At 71.4% G+C, this 16,707-nt stretch carries 17 protein-coding genes and 1 pseudogene; 12 read left to right on the top strand and 6 right to left on the bottom strand.

Annotated features, from left to right (window positions below):
• Positions 1-6 precede the first annotated feature (6 nt).
• Positions 7-807, bottom strand: a complete 801-nt coding sequence (locus AQI94_RS29095) for an alpha/beta hydrolase (protein ID WP_031058374.1) — start codon at positions 805-807, stop codon at positions 7-9.
• Positions 808-1,129: 322 nt separating this feature from the next.
• Here AQI94_RS29095 and AQI94_RS29090 point away from each other — a divergent pair, with 322 nt between their 5' ends.
• Positions 1,130-1,582, top strand: a complete 453-nt coding sequence (locus AQI94_RS29090; RefSeq protein ID WP_031058373.1) for an SsgA family sporulation/cell division regulator — start codon at positions 1,130-1,132, stop codon at positions 1,580-1,582.
• A 176-nt stretch (positions 1,583-1,758) separates the two neighbouring features.
• Entirely contained in the window at positions 1,759-4,413 is a 2,655-nt protein-coding gene (locus AQI94_RS29085; protein WP_031058371.1) for a beta propeller repeat protein, read from the top strand.
• Between the two features lie 54 nt (positions 4,414-4,467).
• On the opposite strand, the gene AQI94_RS29080 is transcribed toward AQI94_RS29085, so the two are convergent.
• The gene (locus tag AQI94_RS29080; RefSeq protein ID WP_225890283.1) at positions 4,468-4,776 is read right to left on the bottom strand and encodes an acetyl-CoA synthetase; all 309 of its coding nucleotides are present in this window, start codon (positions 4,774-4,776) and stop codon (positions 4,468-4,470) included.
• Position 4,777: 1 nt separating this feature from the next.
• Here AQI94_RS29080 and AQI94_RS44695 point away from each other — a divergent pair, with 1 nt between their 5' ends.
• A complete protein-coding gene (locus AQI94_RS44695) occupies positions 4,778-5,233 on the top strand; it encodes a hypothetical protein (RefSeq protein ID WP_158806445.1) in 456 nt (151 codons plus the stop codon).
• A gap of 94 nt (positions 5,234-5,327) precedes the next feature.
• Positions 5,328-5,657 carry a TfoX/Sxy family protein gene (locus AQI94_RS29070; RefSeq protein ID WP_031058363.1) on the top strand — a complete coding sequence of 110 codons (330 nt, stop codon included), beginning with the start codon at positions 5,328-5,330 and terminating at the stop codon, positions 5,655-5,657.
• Positions 5,658-5,685: 28 nt separating this feature from the next.
• Here the strand turns inward: AQI94_RS29070 and AQI94_RS29065 are convergent, their stop codons facing one another.
• Positions 5,686-6,558 carry an LLM class flavin-dependent oxidoreductase gene (locus AQI94_RS29065; RefSeq protein WP_031058361.1) on the bottom strand — a complete coding sequence of 291 codons (873 nt, stop codon included), beginning with the start codon at positions 6,556-6,558 and terminating at the stop codon, positions 5,686-5,688.
• Between the two features lie 81 nt (positions 6,559-6,639).
• Here AQI94_RS29065 and AQI94_RS29060 point away from each other — a divergent pair, with 81 nt between their 5' ends.
• Positions 6,640-7,224 carry a hypothetical protein gene (locus tag AQI94_RS29060; RefSeq protein ID WP_225890282.1) on the top strand — a complete coding sequence of 195 codons (585 nt, stop codon included), beginning with the start codon at positions 6,640-6,642 and terminating at the stop codon, positions 7,222-7,224.
• A 12-nt stretch (positions 7,225-7,236) separates the two neighbouring features.
• A pseudogene (locus tag AQI94_RS45795) lies at positions 7,237-7,338 on the top strand (TetR/AcrR family transcriptional regulator); the annotation flags it as partial.
• Between the two features lie 220 nt (positions 7,339-7,558).
• Here AQI94_RS45795 and AQI94_RS29055 read toward each other — a convergent pair.
• The gene (locus tag AQI94_RS29055) at positions 7,559-7,801 is read right to left on the bottom strand and encodes a DUF5302 domain-containing protein (RefSeq protein WP_031058357.1); all 243 of its coding nucleotides are present in this window, start codon (positions 7,799-7,801) and stop codon (positions 7,559-7,561) included.
• 202 nt (positions 7,802-8,003) lie between these two features.
• Positions 8,004-9,026, bottom strand: a complete 1,023-nt coding sequence (locus tag AQI94_RS29050; RefSeq protein WP_031058354.1) for an NADP-dependent oxidoreductase — start codon at positions 9,024-9,026, stop codon at positions 8,004-8,006.
• Positions 9,027-9,137: 111 nt separating this feature from the next.
• Here AQI94_RS29050 and AQI94_RS29045 point away from each other — a divergent pair, with 111 nt between their 5' ends.
• Complete coding sequence (locus AQI94_RS29045; protein ID WP_031058351.1) at positions 9,138-9,689, top strand: TetR/AcrR family transcriptional regulator; 552 nt, start codon at positions 9,138-9,140, stop codon at positions 9,687-9,689.
• Between the two features lie 74 nt (positions 9,690-9,763).
• Positions 9,764-10,333 (top strand): GNAT family N-acetyltransferase, encoded by a 570-nt coding sequence (locus AQI94_RS29040; RefSeq protein ID WP_031058348.1) that lies wholly within the window; start codon positions 9,764-9,766, stop codon positions 10,331-10,333.
• A gap of 31 nt (positions 10,334-10,364) precedes the next feature.
• On the opposite strand, the gene AQI94_RS29035 is transcribed toward AQI94_RS29040, so the two are convergent.
• Positions 10,365-10,961 (bottom strand): TetR/AcrR family transcriptional regulator, encoded by a 597-nt coding sequence (locus AQI94_RS29035; RefSeq protein ID WP_031058344.1) that lies wholly within the window; start codon positions 10,959-10,961, stop codon positions 10,365-10,367.
• A gap of 123 nt (positions 10,962-11,084) precedes the next feature.
• On the opposite strand from AQI94_RS29035, the gene AQI94_RS29030 reads away from it, so the two are divergent.
• From AQI94_RS29030 to AQI94_RS29015, 4 genes are all read left to right on the top strand, one after another.
• The gene (locus tag AQI94_RS29030; protein ID WP_051832884.1) at positions 11,085-12,038 is read left to right on the top strand and encodes an NAD(P)-dependent oxidoreductase; all 954 of its coding nucleotides are present in this window, start codon (positions 11,085-11,087) and stop codon (positions 12,036-12,038) included.
• A 168-nt stretch (positions 12,039-12,206) separates the two neighbouring features.
• Positions 12,207-13,454 (top strand): EfeM/EfeO family lipoprotein, encoded by a 1,248-nt coding sequence (locus tag AQI94_RS29025; RefSeq protein WP_031058338.1) that lies wholly within the window; start codon positions 12,207-12,209, stop codon positions 13,452-13,454.
• Positions 13,451-14,680, top strand: coding sequence for an iron uptake transporter deferrochelatase/peroxidase subunit (gene efeB, locus AQI94_RS29020; protein WP_031058335.1), 1,230 nt, complete (start codon positions 13,451-13,453; stop codon positions 14,678-14,680). Before AQI94_RS29025 ends, efeB begins: the two co-directional genes overlap by 4 nt.
• Before the next feature lie 162 nt (positions 14,681-14,842).
• Positions 14,843-16,702 (top strand): phospholipase C, encoded by a 1,860-nt coding sequence (locus AQI94_RS29015; RefSeq protein WP_031058332.1) that lies wholly within the window; start codon positions 14,843-14,845, stop codon positions 16,700-16,702.
• Positions 16,703-16,707: the final 5 nt, after the last annotated feature.

The raw sequence follows: 16,707 nt of genomic DNA, 5'->3' as shown, positions 1-16,707 counted from the left end.
CCCGCGCTAGCCGTGCTCGGGACGCAGGCCGTGCTCGTCCAGCCAGCCGAGCACGTAGTCGGCGACGAAGCGCCATCCGCTGTCGATGACCAGGGAGTGGGCGCGGTCCGCGAACTGCTTGAGGTCGGTGACGGCCGTGGAGTCGCCGTACTGCTTGTACGCCGCGCGTGTGACGGAGTCGGGCACCATCAGGTCCTCCTGGCCGGAGATCAGCAGGAGGGGGCCGCGGCCGGCATTGCCCACGTCCACCACGGCCCGCCCGCTGCGTGCCGCGCTCGCGGGTCCGAGGTCGGCCAGCAGGCGGCTGGGCGCCGGCACCACATAGCGCTCGAAGAGCCGGTCGGAGTCCTCCTCCGTGGCGGTGTTCGCGAAGACCTCGCGGAACTGCTTCGGGGACAGTGACACCAACCCTTCCGCGGCATCGCTCTGCTCAGGGGTCCACAACCGGGCCGGGGCATCGGGCAGGGTGATGTCGTTGATGGGGGCCGGTGCGATGGCCACCGCCGCGCGGCCGATGTCGGCGGCGATGAGATGCTGCGCGATGAGCCCGCCGACCGAGTGGCCGATGATCACCGGAGCGGTGTCGAAGGAGCGAACGATCCCGGCGTAGTGGTCCGTCAGCACGTCCAGGCCGATGCCCGCGATGGCCCCGGCCGACTTGCGCAGCTCCCCGACGGCGGCCGCCTCCCCCGGCCAGCCGGGCGTGAACGCGAGGAACCCCCGGCTGGCGAAGCGCTCCGCCCATGACTCCCAGGACAGCGCGTGCAGCCAGGTGCCGTGGATGAAGACGACGGGAGTGTGGTTCACAGCGGGCTCCTCCGAGCATGACGATCATCCGGCTCCGGCGCGCCGGCGACGGTTTCAGGATCGTTCAGGCGCAGGTCGGGGGCGACAGTCGAATGACTTAATGTTCATGGCCCGCGCCGCCTTCGGGGTCCTGGAACTCCCGCTGAGGCGGCCCCGTTCCAGGCGCCCCCGTCCGGACCCGGCTCCGCGTGGCGGGGCGTCCGTTGAGCGCAGCGCGCCGTCACCTCGTCGAAGTGGACGGTCAAGTGACTTATGAACGACGCGTCCGGAGCGACCAGGGTGGGTCAGGCCAGCTTTCGCCACGGGGAAGGATCCATCCGCAATGAGCAGCAACCAACCCGGAGTACAGTCCCGACCCGCTTCGTACGCCTGCCCCGTGCTGGTTCTGGACATCGAGCGCGTGCTGGACGTCGCCGCCCGGCAGACGATCAGAGCGGAGTTCCGGTTCGACCCGGCGGCTCCCCTGGCCGTGTCCCTGGAGCTCGTCGTCAAGGACGGCCCCCGGGTCCTGTGGCGCATAGGCCGCGATCTCCTGCAGCAGGGGCTCCGTTCGGCCGGCGGCCTCGGCGACGTCCAGATGTGGCCGGCGCGTTCCGAAGAGGGGGGCACCGCGTGGCTTCAACTGGCGTCCAGAGACATGGCGGCTCTCTTCGAGCTGCCCGTACCGCCACTTGAGGAGTGGCTGGAGCACACCTACGAGCTGGTGCCCGCCGGCCGGGAACTCGCCGGGATCGACTGGGATGCCACCACCACGGATCTCCTGGCGGGTTCCTGAGGGAGGGTTCCGGGCGACGATGGCCGCCCGCTGCAACGGGGGAACTCCCCGGCGCCTCAGCCGTGTGTGCAAGTGGCAGGTTCTGGTCAAAGACTCGCCAAACCTCCGGAGGCTCCGTCCCGCTCGTGGTCGGGTCTCCAGCGACGGCTGTATCACCGCCCGTTCGGGAGGACCTGGTGTCAGCACCAACTCGTAGAAGACGATGGCTCACGACCTGCGCCATCACCGCAACCGCCGGACTCGTCGCGATACCCGCGAGCGCCGCGCCCGGCCGACACGACAGCAGCCCCTTCGGGGCCCGCGCACTCGCCCGACTCGCCGCTGAGCGGCAGCAGTCGGTGGGCGCCATGAGCCCCAAGGCGAAGGAGGACGACGGCGACGACGGCAATGAGGCCGACGAGATAGCCGAGGGTGCGGACCAGTACGCCGAGGCCCGCACCTCGCCCGGCATCGTCGCCCCGGGCGCGTACGGGGCCGCATGGACCAGCCTCACCAAACTGCCCAGGACCGGCGGCAGTTGGCGCAATGTCACCGACCTGCCGTACGACTCCGACGACCCGCGCTACCGCGACATCGACTCCAACTCCAGCGGTGGCTCGGGCAATGTCACCGGCCGGATGGCCGCGATGGCCGCCGATGACGACGGGTACGTGTACGCGGGCAGCGCGGGCGGCGGGGTGTGGCGGTCCCGCAGCGGCGGCGGCCACTGGCAGCCCATCAGCGACCGGCTCCCCTCCCAGTCGACCGGCGCGCTCACGCTCGACGGCGGCGGCCGGCTGTGGCTGGGCACCGGTGAGGCGACCACCAACGCGGACGCCTACCTCGGCAGCGGCGTCTACGTCCTGTCCGACCCGCATCACGGCTCGTTCTCCACACGCAGCCGGGTCGGCGGACACGAACTGGAGTCCACGACCATCCACGAGCTGCGCTTCGGCGGCGGCAAGGTGTGGGCGGCCACCAGCGAGGGCGTGTGGAGCCACTCCGCCAAGAAGCTCGGCGGCGCCTGGAAGCTGGAGTACGCGCCCAACCCCGACTATCTGCCCGGCGGTTCGAAGGCCGACGACCCGGACGCGGCGTACAAGAACATCACCAACGACATCGCGATCGACCCGAAGAACCCCGCCAAGGTGGTGCTCGCGGTCGGCTGGCGCAGCGGTGACGACTACAACGGCTTCTACACCAGGGTGAACGGCACCTGGACCAGGATCACCAGCGGCTTCGGTGACCTGCCGACCGACGCGGACAACGTCGGCAGCGTCACCTTCGCCCGCTCCGCCGACGGCTCGCGGTACTACGCCATCGACCAGTCGCCGGAGCAGCTGAACACCAACCCGGACAGCGGTCTTGAGGGCATCTACGTCTCCCGGTCCGGCTCTCCCGGCGGCCCCTGGACGAAGATCGCCGACTACCAGGGCCTGGCCGCCTCCGGCTCGGCGCTCACCGACCCGGGGTACATGCCCGGCGTGCAGGCCTGGTACAACCAGTTCCTCACCGTCGACCCGGCCGACCCCGAGCACGTGTACGCGGGTCTGGAGGAGGTCTACGAGACCAAGAACGGCGGGTCCAGCTGGTCGACCGTCGGCCCGTACTGGAACTTCGGTTTCCCCTGCTGGAGCATCGACCCGGCCAAGCAGACCGGTGACTGCAACCCGACCACCCACTCCGACCAGCACGGCGTCGCGATCGGCCGCTACCACGGCAAGAGTTTCGTCTACGCGGGCAACGACGGCGGCGTCTACAAGCGGCCCGTCGACGGCTCCCAGGACTCCTCCGGGCACGCCACCGACTGGACCTCGCTCAACGACGGCACCATCGACACCCTCCAGTACTACTCGGTCGGTGTCGGCAGGGACCTGGACCACGGCGGCGTCTCCGTCACCGGCGGACTCCAGGACAACGGCCAGTCGGTCCTGCGCGGCAACGACAAGGTGATGGGCTCCAACTTCGGCGGCGACGGCGGCGACACCCTCACCGACCCCGCCAACGGCTGCGACATCGCGGAGGAGTACGTCTACCTCTCCGTTCAGGTCACCCAGAACTGCGCCGTCAACGACGGCAGTTGGGTCACCGACCCGAGCAAGGCCACGTCGTACAACGTCGCCCCGGCCGACAACGCCACCAGTGAGGCACGCTTCATCGCCCCGCTCGCGGCCGACGCGAAGAACAGCTCGACCTGGGTCGCCGGCGGCCGCCACATCTGGGTGCAGACCCACGGCTACGCCATCCGCAGCGGTGCCGAGTGGAAGAGCGTGTACGACCTCGGTGAGGGCCACACCGCCACCGCCGTCGCCGCCTCGGGCGGCAAGGTCTACGCGGCCTGGTGCGGCCCCTGCAACAACCAGGGCTTCGCCCGCGGCATCTCCGTCGGGAACGCCGACGGCACCGGCTGGCACGACATCACCCTGCCGGCCACCGGCGCGGACGGCACCGTACCCAACCGCTACCTCAGCGGCTTCGCCATCGACCCGAAGAACGCCGACCACGTCTACCTCACGGTCAACGGGTTCTCCCGGCAGTGGACCGAGGGTCCGGGTGCCGGCGTCGGCCACGTCTTCGAGTCCAAGGACGGCGGCACGACCTGGAAGGACATCTCGAAGCACTTCCCCGACGTGCCGGCTGACTCCGCGGTCGTCACACCGGACGGCGGCCTCGTCGTCGGCACCGACCTCGGCGTCCTCTATCGCGCGCCCGGCCGTACGAGTTGGCAGCGCGTCGGCTCGCTGCCGGCCGTCGCCGTGCTCCAGGTGAAGCTGAGCCCCGACGGACGCACCCTGTACGCGGCCACCCACGGCCGCGGCATCTACACCATCAAGGTGAGCGACCGCGACTGAGCCGCCCTCGGCATCGCGCCGCACAGGACGGCGGGGCGGTCCCGGTCTCCGGGGTCACCCCGCCGTCGTGTGCGGCACCACATTCACCTGCAGCGTGAAGGCCACTCCGCCCGTGCCCGCCAGGTCCGGTTCCTTCGCCAGGACGGTGATGCCCGCGGCACCGCCCCGCGTCCCCGCGCACCGCAGAGAGGCCCTCGCGGTGCCGTCCGCTCCCAACTGCCAGGCGGACGGCTGGACGAGGGCCGGCGCGGAGCTGCGCAGGGCGGTCCAGCGCTTGCCGTCCGTGCGAGGGCTCAGGACCAGCGACACCACCGTCCCGGGCCGCACACACACCTGCTGCCGGACCGGATCACCGGGGGCCACGGTGACCTCCACATGCCCGCCGGCACAGCTCTTCGGCGAGGAGGTCACCGAGGCCGAAGCGGACGGGCTTGGTCCGGTCGGGCTCTCGGTCGGCGCCGTGGACGAACGCGCGGAGGGCGCGCCGGACGCGGACCTCGACGCTCCGGTCGACGGCTTCGCGGAGCCGCCCCCGGACGCTCCTCCCGACGAGCCGCCGCACGCCACCAGGACGACAACCCCGGCGATCACCCACGCCCCGGCCCACCCTCGCATCCGTGCACCTCCCGGCCCGGCATCCATGCCTACCAGCATGCCCCACCGCGGCTCCGGGGCCGGAGGCGACATGGGCACCGCGAGCCGAACACAGAACGGTGACGTCTGCGCGCGCGACGGGCATGCGCCACCGATCGCGGCCATGCTGGAGACGATGGAGTGCCGGCTCGGGCCGGAGCAGGGGTGCGAGGCGGTGACAGGGTGACCATCGACGCATCGGCCACGTCCCGCGGGTGGCCGCGTGTGAATCTCCGAGGCTGCCTTGAGCGCAGACTCTCCGAACGGCAAGGAGACAGCCGATGGCGTACGACGAAGGGCTCGCCGAGCGCATCCGCCGGTACCTCGACGAGGATCCCGGCGTCACCGAGCAGCGCATGTTCGGCGCGATCACCTTCATGTACCAGGGCAACATGGCCGTCGGTGTGACCGGCGACGACCTCATGGTCCGGGTCGGACCGGACGCAGCTCACGCGGCCCTCGCCCGCCCCGGCACGCGGCCCGCCGACATGACCGGCCGCCCTATGCGCGGCTGGATCCTGGTCGCCGGGACCGCCGTGACCGAGGACGAGGCCCTCGGAGCGTGGATCGACGAGGGGCGCGCGTTCGCGGCGAGCCTGCCGCCCAAGTAACGGTCACGGCCGTCCCGGCACTTCAGTTCTACTTCCCGACCGCCTCAACTACGGCCTTCAGCTGCCCCAGCGGATCCGGGCCCGCGATGCGCAGGACGACCGTGCCGGCGCCGGCCGTCGCCAGCTCGTGGATGTGCCCGGCGGCTTGTGCGGCGGCCCCGGAGACGGTGAACACCTCGTGCGGCGGACGGCCGAGCCAGGCGGCGTGGCCCTCGACGTGGGGGTGCAGGGTGCGGGCCACCTCGGCGGCGTCGTCACCGACACAGGCGAAGGCGAAGACCGTGAGGGTGTGGTCGGACGTGGCGCCGCCCTTGGCGATGAGTGCGCGGGCGTTCTCCAGGTCGTGCGGTCCGTGCCCCTCCGTGATCACCGTGCCGTCGGCGACCCGTCCGGACAGCTCCAGGGAGCGCGGGCGCACCACGCCCGCGACCACCGGCGGAACCTCTGCCGGCGGATGCGTCAACCGGACGCCGTCCAGGCGGACTTCGCGGCCCGCCAACTCCACCCGCTCTCCGCGCAGCAGCGTGCGCACCGAGGTGATCGTCTCCTCCAGCAGGGCCAGCGGGGAGCGGGCCGCGGCGCCCACCTGAGCCATCCACTCCTGCACCCCGTGCCCGATCCCGGCCACCAGCCGCCCGGGGAACACCCGTGCCAGTGTGGCCAGTTCCATCGCCAGGAGCGCGGGGCTGCGCAGCGGAGCGGGTGCGATGCCGATGCCGACCCTGATGCGTTCCGTGGCTCCCAGTGCCACGGCCGCCGCCGACACCCCGCCGTTCCACCCGAGGTCCTCGACCACCCACAGGTCGTCCAGACCGAGCGCCTCGGCCTGCCGCGCGAACTCGGGCAGCCCTTCCGGGGCCCAGTCGCGGTCGTACATCACACCGATCCGTACGTTCGTCATACGCCGGAACCTATGCGGCGGTGACCGATCGTTCAACGGCACGGGTGGCGTTGCGGAACGGCTTTGCCACATGATCACACCATGACGAGTCCTGCTTCCTTCCGGGACCACACCAACTGGTCCGGCGGCTACTACGAGCTGGCCATAGAAGTAGGTGCGAGTGACGACGCCCGAATTCAAGCCGTGCTGAGCGCTCTGTGGTCCGCCGCGGACGTACAAGGGTGCTTCGGGCACAGAGACCGTGAACCTGACGAACAGGATCCCGTGCCGTGCACAGTCGGATCGCTGACCGAGTTCGGGCATCTCCACGGTCAGGTCCGCCTGCCGACGGGCCGACTGGTCACCTGCGGTTGTGTGGCGATCCGGGGCGACGACGAAAGCAGCGACTGGCTGGACTTCTACGTCCCTCTCGGTGCGCTGGACAACGCCGGCCTGGCCTACTGGGACGGACGGCCGTTCTTCAGGTCCGCCGTGATGGACGACTGGCTGGCTGCCATCGGGACCGAAACCTTCAAGACCGCCTCCTTCAGCCTGGGCGTTGTCGGTTTCGATGTCTCCGGCTGCACCGACGCGTCGGCGCTGGGGGGAAATCTGCCGCAGACGCGGAGCATCGGATACCTGCTTCCGCAGGGTGACACCCTGCACTACGGTCCCGCCAACGCCTGAGCCGCAGGCGGGAAGTACCTCCGGCGCCCCGACCTCATCCGGCTGGCCACCTGGGCACGTCTGGAGCGACGTCCCGTCGGTCACCTGGTCGACGACCCCGACCGGCTCGACGACCGCCCGGAGCCGGAGGGGTCACCTGGCCGGACCGCACAAGCGAGCTCCGGGCACCTCGGCCGGAAGCGGCGCGTGAGGTGCCCGGAAGCGGTCACGGAGAGGCCGAGCGCCCCGGCGCCCGGAAATCCGTGGGGGCTGCACCACTGCCCCGGGCCCGGTCCTGATGGGCCAGAGGTTCCGGGGTGGGGTCAGGACGGTCGCGGTCCGGGACCGCTCCGGCTCAGCCCCCGCTCTTGCGCCGGAACGACCGCTGACTCGAAGCGGGGCCGTGCGCCCCGCGGATCTTCGACGCCTGGGGGTTGGAAGCGAGGTCGGCGGCGTCCGCCTCCGCGCCGCGCTTGCGCGCCAGGGCCTCCCGGAACTTTCGCTTGAGGTCGTAGTTGCCGTCGCTGTCGGGCGCGAGCGCTGACGTCTCGGGCTCAGCCGGCTCCGAACCTTCTGGGGATGCAGCTTCTGCGGTCATCGTGACCTCCTGGGTTCGGGCAGTGGGAAGCACAGCTTGTCATGCCGGACGACCTACGGGCGCCGGTATTCCTCTCGGGCGGCTCGGCACCCACCCGCCGGCCGCGCGACGCGCACCTTCACTGCTCGGGCGAGCACCTTCACCGCTCGGGCCGCCTCACCGCCGCGTCGGGGGCGGCGCGTGCCTCATACGCGCCCGCTCCTCAGGAGTCCCCCGCGACCGTGAGCACGATCTTGCCCCGGATGTGTCCCTGCGCGGCCCGCTCGTGCGCCGCCCGGGCGTCCGCGAGCGGAAAGGTGCTGTCGATCGCGACGCGGACTGTGCCCGCCTCGATCAGGTGTCCCAGTCCGGCGAGCTGCGCGCCGTTCGAGCGGACCTGGGTGGACGTGACGGTGACACCCAGCTTCTCGTTCTCCTCGTCGTCGAACTCTCCGAAGTACACCGGGTAGAGGGCCCCGCCGCGCTTGAGTGTCTGCAGGAAGCGCCTGCTGCCAGGCCCCCCGACGGAGTCCAGGACGAGATCGACGTCACGGGCGACCTCTTCCGGGCGGTCCTTGGTGTAGTCGATGAACTCGTCGGCGCCGAGTTCGCGCAGGAACGCCTCGTGGGCGCCCGAGGCCACGGCGATGACGCGGGCCCCCTTCCACTTGGCCAGCTGGAGAGCGAGATGCCCCACGCCACCGGCGGCGCCGTTGACGAGCACCGTGGTCCCGGCCCCGAGCGGCATGGGGCTGTGCTGGGCCGCCTGGAACGGCGAGGGGTGGTCGTGCCCGAGTTCGATCAGGAACTGCCATGCCGTCAACCCCGACATGGGCAGCCCGGCGGCCTGCACGTGGTCGACGGAAGCCGGCTTGCGCGCGAGGTCGGCGGCGGGCGCGGTGACGTACTCGGCGTACGCGCCGCTCTGGAGAGCGGTGGGGAAGGCCACCAGACCGACCACCTCCTCTCCCACGGTGAAGCCGTCGACGTCGGCGGCGACGGCTTCCACGACGCCCGAGACGTCGGTACCCGGAACCAGGGGAAGGTGGAACGGGGGCTTGAGCTCGGGAGGTACGTCGGGCATTCCCTCGCGGGCGTACCAGTCAGGCGGGTTGACACCGACCGCGTGCACGCGCACGAGCACCTCACCGGGACCGGGTACGGGAACCGGCACCTCCTCGTAACGCAGCACCTCGGGGCCGCCGAACTCATGCAGCCGGACGGCCTTCATCGTGTGGGTCGACATCATTTTCTCCTGCCCTCGTGACGGGATACGCTTATCCGGATCAGCGATCCGGGTATCCGGACCACTGATCCGAATATATGGATCACTGATCCGGATAGTCAAGAGGGCCAGATGCGAGCCGACGCCAGGAAGAACCGCGACCACCTCCTCTCCGTTGCGGGTGCCGCCATCACCGAGCAGGGCGTCGACGCCTCGCTGCGCGACATCGCGCGCAGGGCCGACGTGGGGCTCGCCACGCTGATCCGCCATTTCCCCACCCGTGAGGCGCTGCTCGAAGCCCTGCTCCGCACGAACTTCGACGAACTGGCGGTGAGGGCGACCGACCTTGAGACATCGGGAGAGCCCGACGAGGCACTGGCCTCGTGGCTGCGCGACTTCGTCGCCTGCGCGCACAACTACCGCGGGGTCATCGAGCTGATGGTGACGGCCATCGAGGACCCGCAGTCCGCGTTGCACGCCTCGTGCGTCGCGATGCGCGCCGCCGGCACCCGACTCCTCACCCGCGCCCAGGCGCAGGGGCTGGCACGAAGCGACATCGACGGCACCGACCTGTTCGCGCTGGCCGGTTCGCTGGCATGGCTCAGCGATCAGCCCTCGTTCGCCGCCCGCACCGACCACCTCTTCGATGTGGTCGTGAGCGCCATCCTGAGACCCGGCACGTAACGGCGACAGGTCGACACCGCCTCCGGCCCCGACCGAGATCGAGGCCTTCCACACCGGGCGATACGGTGCCCGCCATGACGGAACTCGACGCCCCGGCCTGGCCACTTGACCCGATCAGAACCGAGCGGCTCGTGCTGCGCGCGTCCGAGGCCAGGGACCGCGGGGCATTCATCGAGCTGTACTCCTCACCGGAGGTGCACACCTACCTCGGCGGCCCGCGACCGCGTGACGAGCTGGACCGCTCGGTGCCCGAGACACCGGGGCGACGCCCCGGCAACTTCGTGATCGAGCTGGACGGAGCGATGATCGGCACTGTGAAGGTCGGTCGGCGCGAGGCGGAGCGCCACGGTCGGGTCGTGCCGGACACCAGTCAGGTCCAGCCGGATGCCCGGGAGGCCGAACTCAGCTACCTCCTCCTGCCGAAGACGTGGGGCCGCGGGTATGCCGCCGAGGCGTGTGCCGCGGCACTGGACTGGTTCGCCGACGCCGTGCCCGGGGTGCCCGTCGTGCTGTACACCCAGACCGCCAACACCCGCTCGATGCGGCTGGCCGCAAAGCTGGGCTTCACCGAGGTGCGGCGCTTCGAGCAGTGGGACGCCGAACAGTGGATGGGCGTGTGGGAGCCGGCCGCTGCGCCCACTTGAGGACGGACAGGCCGAGGAGGGCACCAGCCGATCAGCCCTCCCGGCGCACCGCCGCGTCGAGGAGGGGGCCCAGTTCAGTGGCCACGGTCGCCAGCGGACGTACGTCCTGCTCCGCCCTGGCCAGGAGAATCGCCCCTTCCAGGGCGCTCACCATGAGGGTGGCCAGCGCGCCTGCCCGTTCCTCGGGCACGCCCATGTCGGTCAGCGCCCGGGCCACCGGACCGGTCCAGGTCGCGAACGCCTGCGCGGCAGCCGCCCGCGTGGACACGGTCGACTCCGCCCAGTCCACGGTGGCGGCGGCGACCGGGCAGCCACCGGCGAAGCCGGCGCTCGCGTACTCGTCGGTCCACTGGCGCACCATCGCGGCGAACAGCCCGCTCGGTGTCGGCTCGGGCAGGGCGGCGAGGAAACGGGCCACGCGCCCGCCCGCGTAGCGGCCCGCCCACTCCACCGCCTCGTTGACCAGTTGCTCCTTGCCGCCGGGGAAGTAGTGCTGGAGCGAACCGCGCGGCGCGCCGGCATGGGCGGCGACCTCGCGCATGCCGGTGGCCGCGACCCCCTCGCGCCGGATGAGCTGGGCCGCGCTGAAGACCATCCGCTCCCGAGCTCCCCTCTCGGACACCGTCATCTCCGACCTCCACCTCCGGTACGTACGGGCTCCACTCTATGACCGCCGTCATAGAAGCGCGTACTATGACCGCTGTCATAGTGCGCCCACAGCGTCATCGTGAGCCGGAAAAGGCGGTGCCTCGTGTCCGTGGGATTCATCGGCCTCGGAACCATGGGACAGCCCATGGCCCTCAACCTCGCCCGGGCCGGGACCGCTCTCGTCGTGTGGAACCGCACCCCCGGCCGCGTCGAGGCCCTCCGCGCCGCGGGAGCCGAGGTCGCCGCGAGCCCCGCCGGGGTCTTCGCCCGGGCCGGGACCGTGTTCCTCATGCTGGCCGACGAGGCTGCCGTGGACGCCGTACTGGGGCGCGGCACCCCGGACTTCACCGCTCGCGTGGCCGGACGGACCGTCGTGCACATGGGCACGACCTCGGCCGAGTACTCGGCCGGTCTGCAGGATGCCGTCCGGGCGGCGGGCGGACGGTACATCGAGGCTCCCGTGTCCGGCTCCCGCATCCCCGCCGAGCGGGCCGAACTGGTGGGAATGACGGCGGGTGACGCCGACGCCGTCGCCGCCGTACGCCCCCTGCTGGCCGGCATGTGCCGGCAGACGTTCGACTGTGGTCCGGTCCCTGGCGCGCTGCTGATGAAGTTCTCGGTGAACCTGTTCCTGATCACTCTCGTCACCGGGCTGGCCGAAGCGTTCCACTTCGCCGACCGGTACGGACTCGACCGGCGCCTGCTGCGGGACGTCCTGGACGCGGGCCCGATGGCCAGTGCGGTGTCGCGGGTGAAGGGGGCCAAGCTGCTGGCCCGCGACTTCACCGTGCAGGCCGCCGCCACCAACGTCCTGGAGAACAACCGTCTGATCGCCGAGGCCGCCCGCAAGGCGGGCCTGACCTCCCCGCTCCTCGATGTCTGCCATGCCCTGTACGGCGAGGCCGTCGAGCAGGGTCACGGCGCCGAGGACATGGTGGCCGTCCTGCACGCGCTGGAGGCCCGCACCGACGGTGCCCCCTCCCCCGTCCCACGGCCGGAGGAGCAAGCGAGGCGGCCGCAGGCGGGACGAACGCGGGCCGTCGTACCGCCGTCGTGACACGGCGACAGACACGGCACCGCCACCGCGCGGCATGGATGAACTGCCGACGAACTCTCGCTTTTCCTCCGGTCAGGAGCTGGTCAGGAACGCGCTGCACGACCGCGGACCTGCATACGATCGTCCCCGCCTCCCGAAGAATCCCGTACGACCCACTGGAGCCCCGGCGTGCCCCCACCCGAGCCCGGAGCCAGGACCGTTCCGCCCGTCCCGCTCCTCCGGCGGCCTCGCGCACTCCTCGCGGCCGGTGTCCTCCTGGTCTCGGCGGTGGTCGCCGCGGGCGTACTGACCAGCGCGGACGCCGGTGCGGGCAGGGGCGCGCACGCCGTGGCCCCCGACGGTCTGCGGCACACGACCGTCCAGGTCGCCGCCGGCGGCTGCGGACACGGCTGGACCCACCCCGTGGCGGGACGCCAGGTGTTCGACCTGCACAACACCTCCGGCACCCCGGCCGAGGTCCGTCTCACCGACGCCCGAACCGGCGCGGTCTACGGCGAGGTCGAGGGCCTCGGCCCCGGCACGACCCGCCCGCTCCAGGCGACCCTCGGCAACGGCACGTACGCCTTCACCTGTCTGCCCGCCGACGCCGACGCCGTCACCGGGCCCACCGTGCGGATCAGCGGCGACAACAGCGTCAGGAGCGGTCCGGCCGCGGTTCCGGTCACCCAGCAGGAGCTCATCCCGCCCACCCTCGCCTACCAGCAGTGGATCCAGACCCGCACGGTCGAGCTGGCCCGCAGGACCGACGTGCTGCGTGCCGCCGTCGACCGCGGTGACCTGGCCGCCGCACGCGCCGCCTGGCTGCCCGCGCACCTGGTGTACGAGCGGATGGGCGCCGCCTACGGCACCTTCGGCGACGCCGACGCGGAGATCAACGGGACCACGGCCGGGTTGGCCGACGGGGTGCGCGACCGGGACTTCACCGGCTTCCACCGGGTCGAGTACGGGTTGTGGCACGGCGAGTCCGCGAGCAGCCTGCGCGCACCGGCCGACCGGCTCGCCGAAGCCGTGCACGCGTTGCGGAGGAGTTGGCCCGACCAGCGGATGGATCCGGCCGACATCGGTCTGCGGGCCCACGAGATCCTGGAGAACACCGTGCAGTTCGCACTGACCGGCCGCACCGACTACGGCAGTGGCACCGATCTCGCCACCGCCCGGGCCAACCTCGACGGCACCCGGGCGCTGCTCGGCCGCCTGCGCCCGCTTCTGAGGACCCGTACCGCCGGGCCGGCCGGAATCTACACGTGGATGAACCGTGCCCAGCACACCCTCGACGCCTTCGACCACGACGGCCGCTGGACCCCGCTCGCCCAACTGACGCGCGCCCAGCGGGAGAAGGTGAACGCCGATCTCGGCGAACTCGTGGAGCGGCTGGCCGATGTCGCCGCCCTGACCGACGTACGGAGGACCGCGTGAACGGCGGGGACCGGGTGGCCCGTCGAGGGTTCCTGGCCGGGGCGGCGGTGGTGGCCGGGGGCGGAATCGCCGCCGCCGACCAGGGCACCGCGGCCTCCGCCCACCGGGCTGCCCCTGCCGACGACGGACGCGTACCGTTCCACGGCCGCCACCAGGCCGGCATCCTCACCCCGGCCCAGCGCGCCACGGCGTTCGTGTCCTTCGACACGACGGCCGACGGCCGCGCCGAACTCACCGACCTGCTGCGCACCCTCACCGGCCGGGCCCGCTTCCTGACCGCCGGCGGGACCCCCGACTCCCCCGGCATCACCGCCCCGCCCGCCGACTCCGGCACCCTCGGGCCGCAGGTCCCCGCCGACCGGCTCACCGTCACCGTCGGCGTCGGCGCCTCCCTCTTCGACGACCGCTACGGCCTCGCCGCCCGCAGACCGCACCGGCTCACCACCATGCCGGCCTTCCCCGACGACGACCTCGACCCCGTCTGGTGCCACGGCGATCTCAGCGTGCAGCTGTGCGCCGACCACACCGACACCGTGCTGCACGCCCTGCGCGACCTCACCCGGCACACCCGCGGCGGGATGCAGGTGCGCTGGCGCTCGGACGGCTTCATCAGCCCCTCCCGGCCCTCCGGGGCACCGCGCAACCACCTGGGGTTCAAGGACGGCATCGCCAACCCCGACGTGACCGACGACCGGGCGATGGACCGCCTGGTGTGGGTGGGCGCGGACAGCGGCGAGCCGGACTGGGCGACAGGCGGCAGCTACCAGGTCGTCCGGCTGATCCGGACGCTGGTGGAGTTCTGGGACCGGGTCTCCCTCACCGAGCAGGAACGGATGTTCGGCCGCGCCCGGGACACCGGCGCCCCGCTGGACGGCCGGCACGAGACGGACACACCGCGGTACGCACAGGACCCGCAGGGCGACGTGATCCCGCTGGACAGCCACATCCGGCTCGCCAACCCGCGCACCGGCGCCACCGCCGACCAGCGCATCCTGCGCCGCGGCTACAACTACGACCGGGGTACGGACAGCAACGGCAACCTCGACGTGGGCCTGCTCTTCTGCTGCTACCAGCAGGACCTGGCACGGCAGTTCGAGACCGTGCAGAAACGGCTGGCCGGCGAGCCACTGGCGGACTACATCACCCCGTTCGGCGGTGGCTACTTCTTCGCCCTGCCCGGACCACGAAACTCGTCCGACTGGCTGGGACGCACCCTCATGACCTGACGACACCCCGGCGATACCGGTCAAGAACGGCCCAAAATCCCATGAGGTTTTCCTGACCGAACCTTCGCTCGCGCGTCATCGCCGCTCCCCTGATCCGCCGTCACCATGGCCGAGGGTTCCCGTACTCCCCCTCCCCCGTGCTCCCTGGAAAGGCGAGACAGCATGATCGGCTCGACCACAGCAAGAACCGTGGGCGCCCTGCTCGGCGCGGCCGCCCTCGCGGCGGCCGGTGCCGTGCCCGCCACGGCGGCCGGCGCACCCCACGGCCACCCCGCCCCGCGGACCGCGACGCCGATCAAGCACATGGTGGTGATCTACGACGAGAACATCTCCTTCGACCACTACTTCGCCACCTATCCCCAGGCGGCGGGCACCGACGGCACCAGGTTCACCGCGGCCGAGCACACCCCGACGGCCGACAACCTCCTCAACGCCGGGCTGCTGAAGAAGAACCCGAACCTGTACACCCCCAGGCGGCTGTCCGCCGCGCAGGCCATGACCTGCGACCAGAACCACTCCTACGGCCCCGAGCAGTACGCGGCCGACGGCGGCAAGGCCGACCAGTACGTCGAGAACACCGAGGTCGACAAGTGCTCCGGGCTGTTCGGCGAGCCCGGCCTGGTGATGGACTACTACGACGGCAACACCGTCACCGCACTGTGGAACTACGCCCAGCACTACTCCCTCAACGACCGCTCCTTCAGCTCGGTCTACGGCCCCTCCACGCCCGGCGCGCTGAATCTGGTCTCCGGTCAGACGCACGGTGTCGTCTCCATGGACCCGGCCACCGGCACCGAGAACCCGCGGCGGACGAAGACGCCCGACCCGTACGCGGTGGTCTCCCCGGACGCCGAGGGCGTCGGCACGGTCGTCAACGACCCCGACCCGGCCTACGACGACTGCGCGGACAAGGACCACACCAGCACCAGCGCCCTCGCCGCCCTGCAGGGCAGGAACATCGGCGACCTGCTCAACGCGAAGGGTGTCAGCTGGGGTTGGTTCCAGGGCGGCTTCCGGCCCAGCACCGCGTGGGACGGCAAGCCGAGCGACTACGCCAGGTGCGACACCACCCACACCAACGTGGGCGGCGCGGCGGCCGTCGACTACAGCCCGCACCACAACCCGTTCGCCTACTACAGGTCGACGGCGAACCCGCACCACCTCGCCCCCAGGAGCGTCGCCGAGATCGGCCACGACGGGCGCGCCAACCACAACTACGACCTGAGCGACTTCGACGCCGCGCTCAAGGCAGGAAACCTGCCCGCGGTCAGCTTTCTGAAGGCGGGCGAGTACCAGGACGGCCACGCCGGCTACTCCGACCCGCTCGACGAGCAGCACTTCCTCGTCAAGGAGATCAACGCCCTCCAGCAGTCCCCGGAGTGGAGGTCCACGGCGGTCGTGATCGCCTACGACGACTCCGACGGCTGGTACGACCACGTCACGTCCACGGTGCTCAACGGGTCCAAGGACACGACCGCAGGTTCCAACGGCAAGGCTCTCGACAGCCCCGCCTGCCAGTCCGGTCCCGGCGCGGCGGGCGGCTACGCGGACCGCTGCGGCCCCGGTACCCGGCAGCCGCTGCTGGTCGTGTCCCCCTACAGCAAGGTCAACACGATCGACCACACCGCCACCGAGCAGACGTCGATCACCAAGTTCATCGAGAACAACTGGCACACCGGCCGCATCGGAGACGTCTCCTTCGACCAGCGGGCGGGCAGCCTCACCGGCATGTTCGACTTCCGGCACCCCCACGACAAGCAGGTCCTGCTCAACGCCGACGGCTCGGTGAAGTCGGTCGGGAGGATCCCGCACCGGCCGCAGACCGCCTCGGCCGCGTCGGCTGCATCGGCCGAGGTCCCGTACGCGCCCTATGTCGCGGACCTCAAGGCGCAGGAAGCCGCCGACACCGGCAGCACCTCACCGGCCCTGCCTGCCACCCTCGCCGCGGGCCTCGCCACCGCGGTCGGCGCGAGCACGGTGTTCGCCCTGCGCCGCCGCAGGTCACACCCCGGGACGCGCTGAGCGTC

The organism is Streptomyces pseudovenezuelae (assembly GCF_001513955.1).
Classification (GTDB): domain Bacteria; phylum Actinomycetota; class Actinomycetes; order Streptomycetales; family Streptomycetaceae; genus Streptomyces; species Streptomyces pseudovenezuelae.
The sequence above is the reverse complement of the archived record's forward strand: the minus strand, read 5'-3'. Positions and strand labels throughout refer to the sequence as shown.

What these genes read in the sequence shown, in the direction of transcription:
- AQI94_RS29090 (WP_031058373.1), top strand. Translation starts at nt 1,130, where the DNA reads ATGAGCAGCAACCAACCCGGAGTACAGTCCCGACCCGCTTCGTACGCC.
- AQI94_RS29045 (WP_031058351.1), top strand. Translation starts at nt 9,138, where the DNA reads ATGCGAGCCGACGCCAGGAAGAACCGCGACCACCTCCTCTCCGTTGCG.
- AQI94_RS29035 (WP_031058344.1), bottom strand. Translation starts at nt 10,961, where the DNA reads ATGACGGTGTCCGAGAGGGGAGCTCGGGAGCGGATGGTCTTCAGCGCG.
- AQI94_RS29060 (WP_225890282.1), top strand. Translation starts at nt 6,640, where the DNA reads ATGACGAGTCCTGCTTCCTTCCGGGACCACACCAACTGGTCCGGCGGC.
- AQI94_RS29055 (WP_031058357.1), bottom strand. Translation starts at nt 7,801, where the DNA reads ATGACCGCAGAAGCTGCATCCCCAGAAGGTTCGGAGCCGGCTGAGCCC.
- AQI94_RS29050 (WP_031058354.1), bottom strand. Translation starts at nt 9,026, where the DNA reads ATGTCGACCCACACGATGAAGGCCGTCCGGCTGCATGAGTTCGGCGGC.
- AQI94_RS29040 (WP_031058348.1), top strand. Translation starts at nt 9,764, where the DNA reads ATGACGGAACTCGACGCCCCGGCCTGGCCACTTGACCCGATCAGAACC.
- AQI94_RS29015 (WP_031058332.1), top strand. Translation starts at nt 14,843, where the DNA reads ATGATCGGCTCGACCACAGCAAGAACCGTGGGCGCCCTGCTCGGCGCG.
- AQI94_RS29065 (WP_031058361.1), bottom strand. Translation starts at nt 6,558, where the DNA reads ATGACGAACGTACGGATCGGTGTGATGTACGACCGCGACTGGGCCCCG.
- AQI94_RS29070 (WP_031058363.1), top strand. Translation starts at nt 5,328, where the DNA reads ATGGCGTACGACGAAGGGCTCGCCGAGCGCATCCGCCGGTACCTCGAC.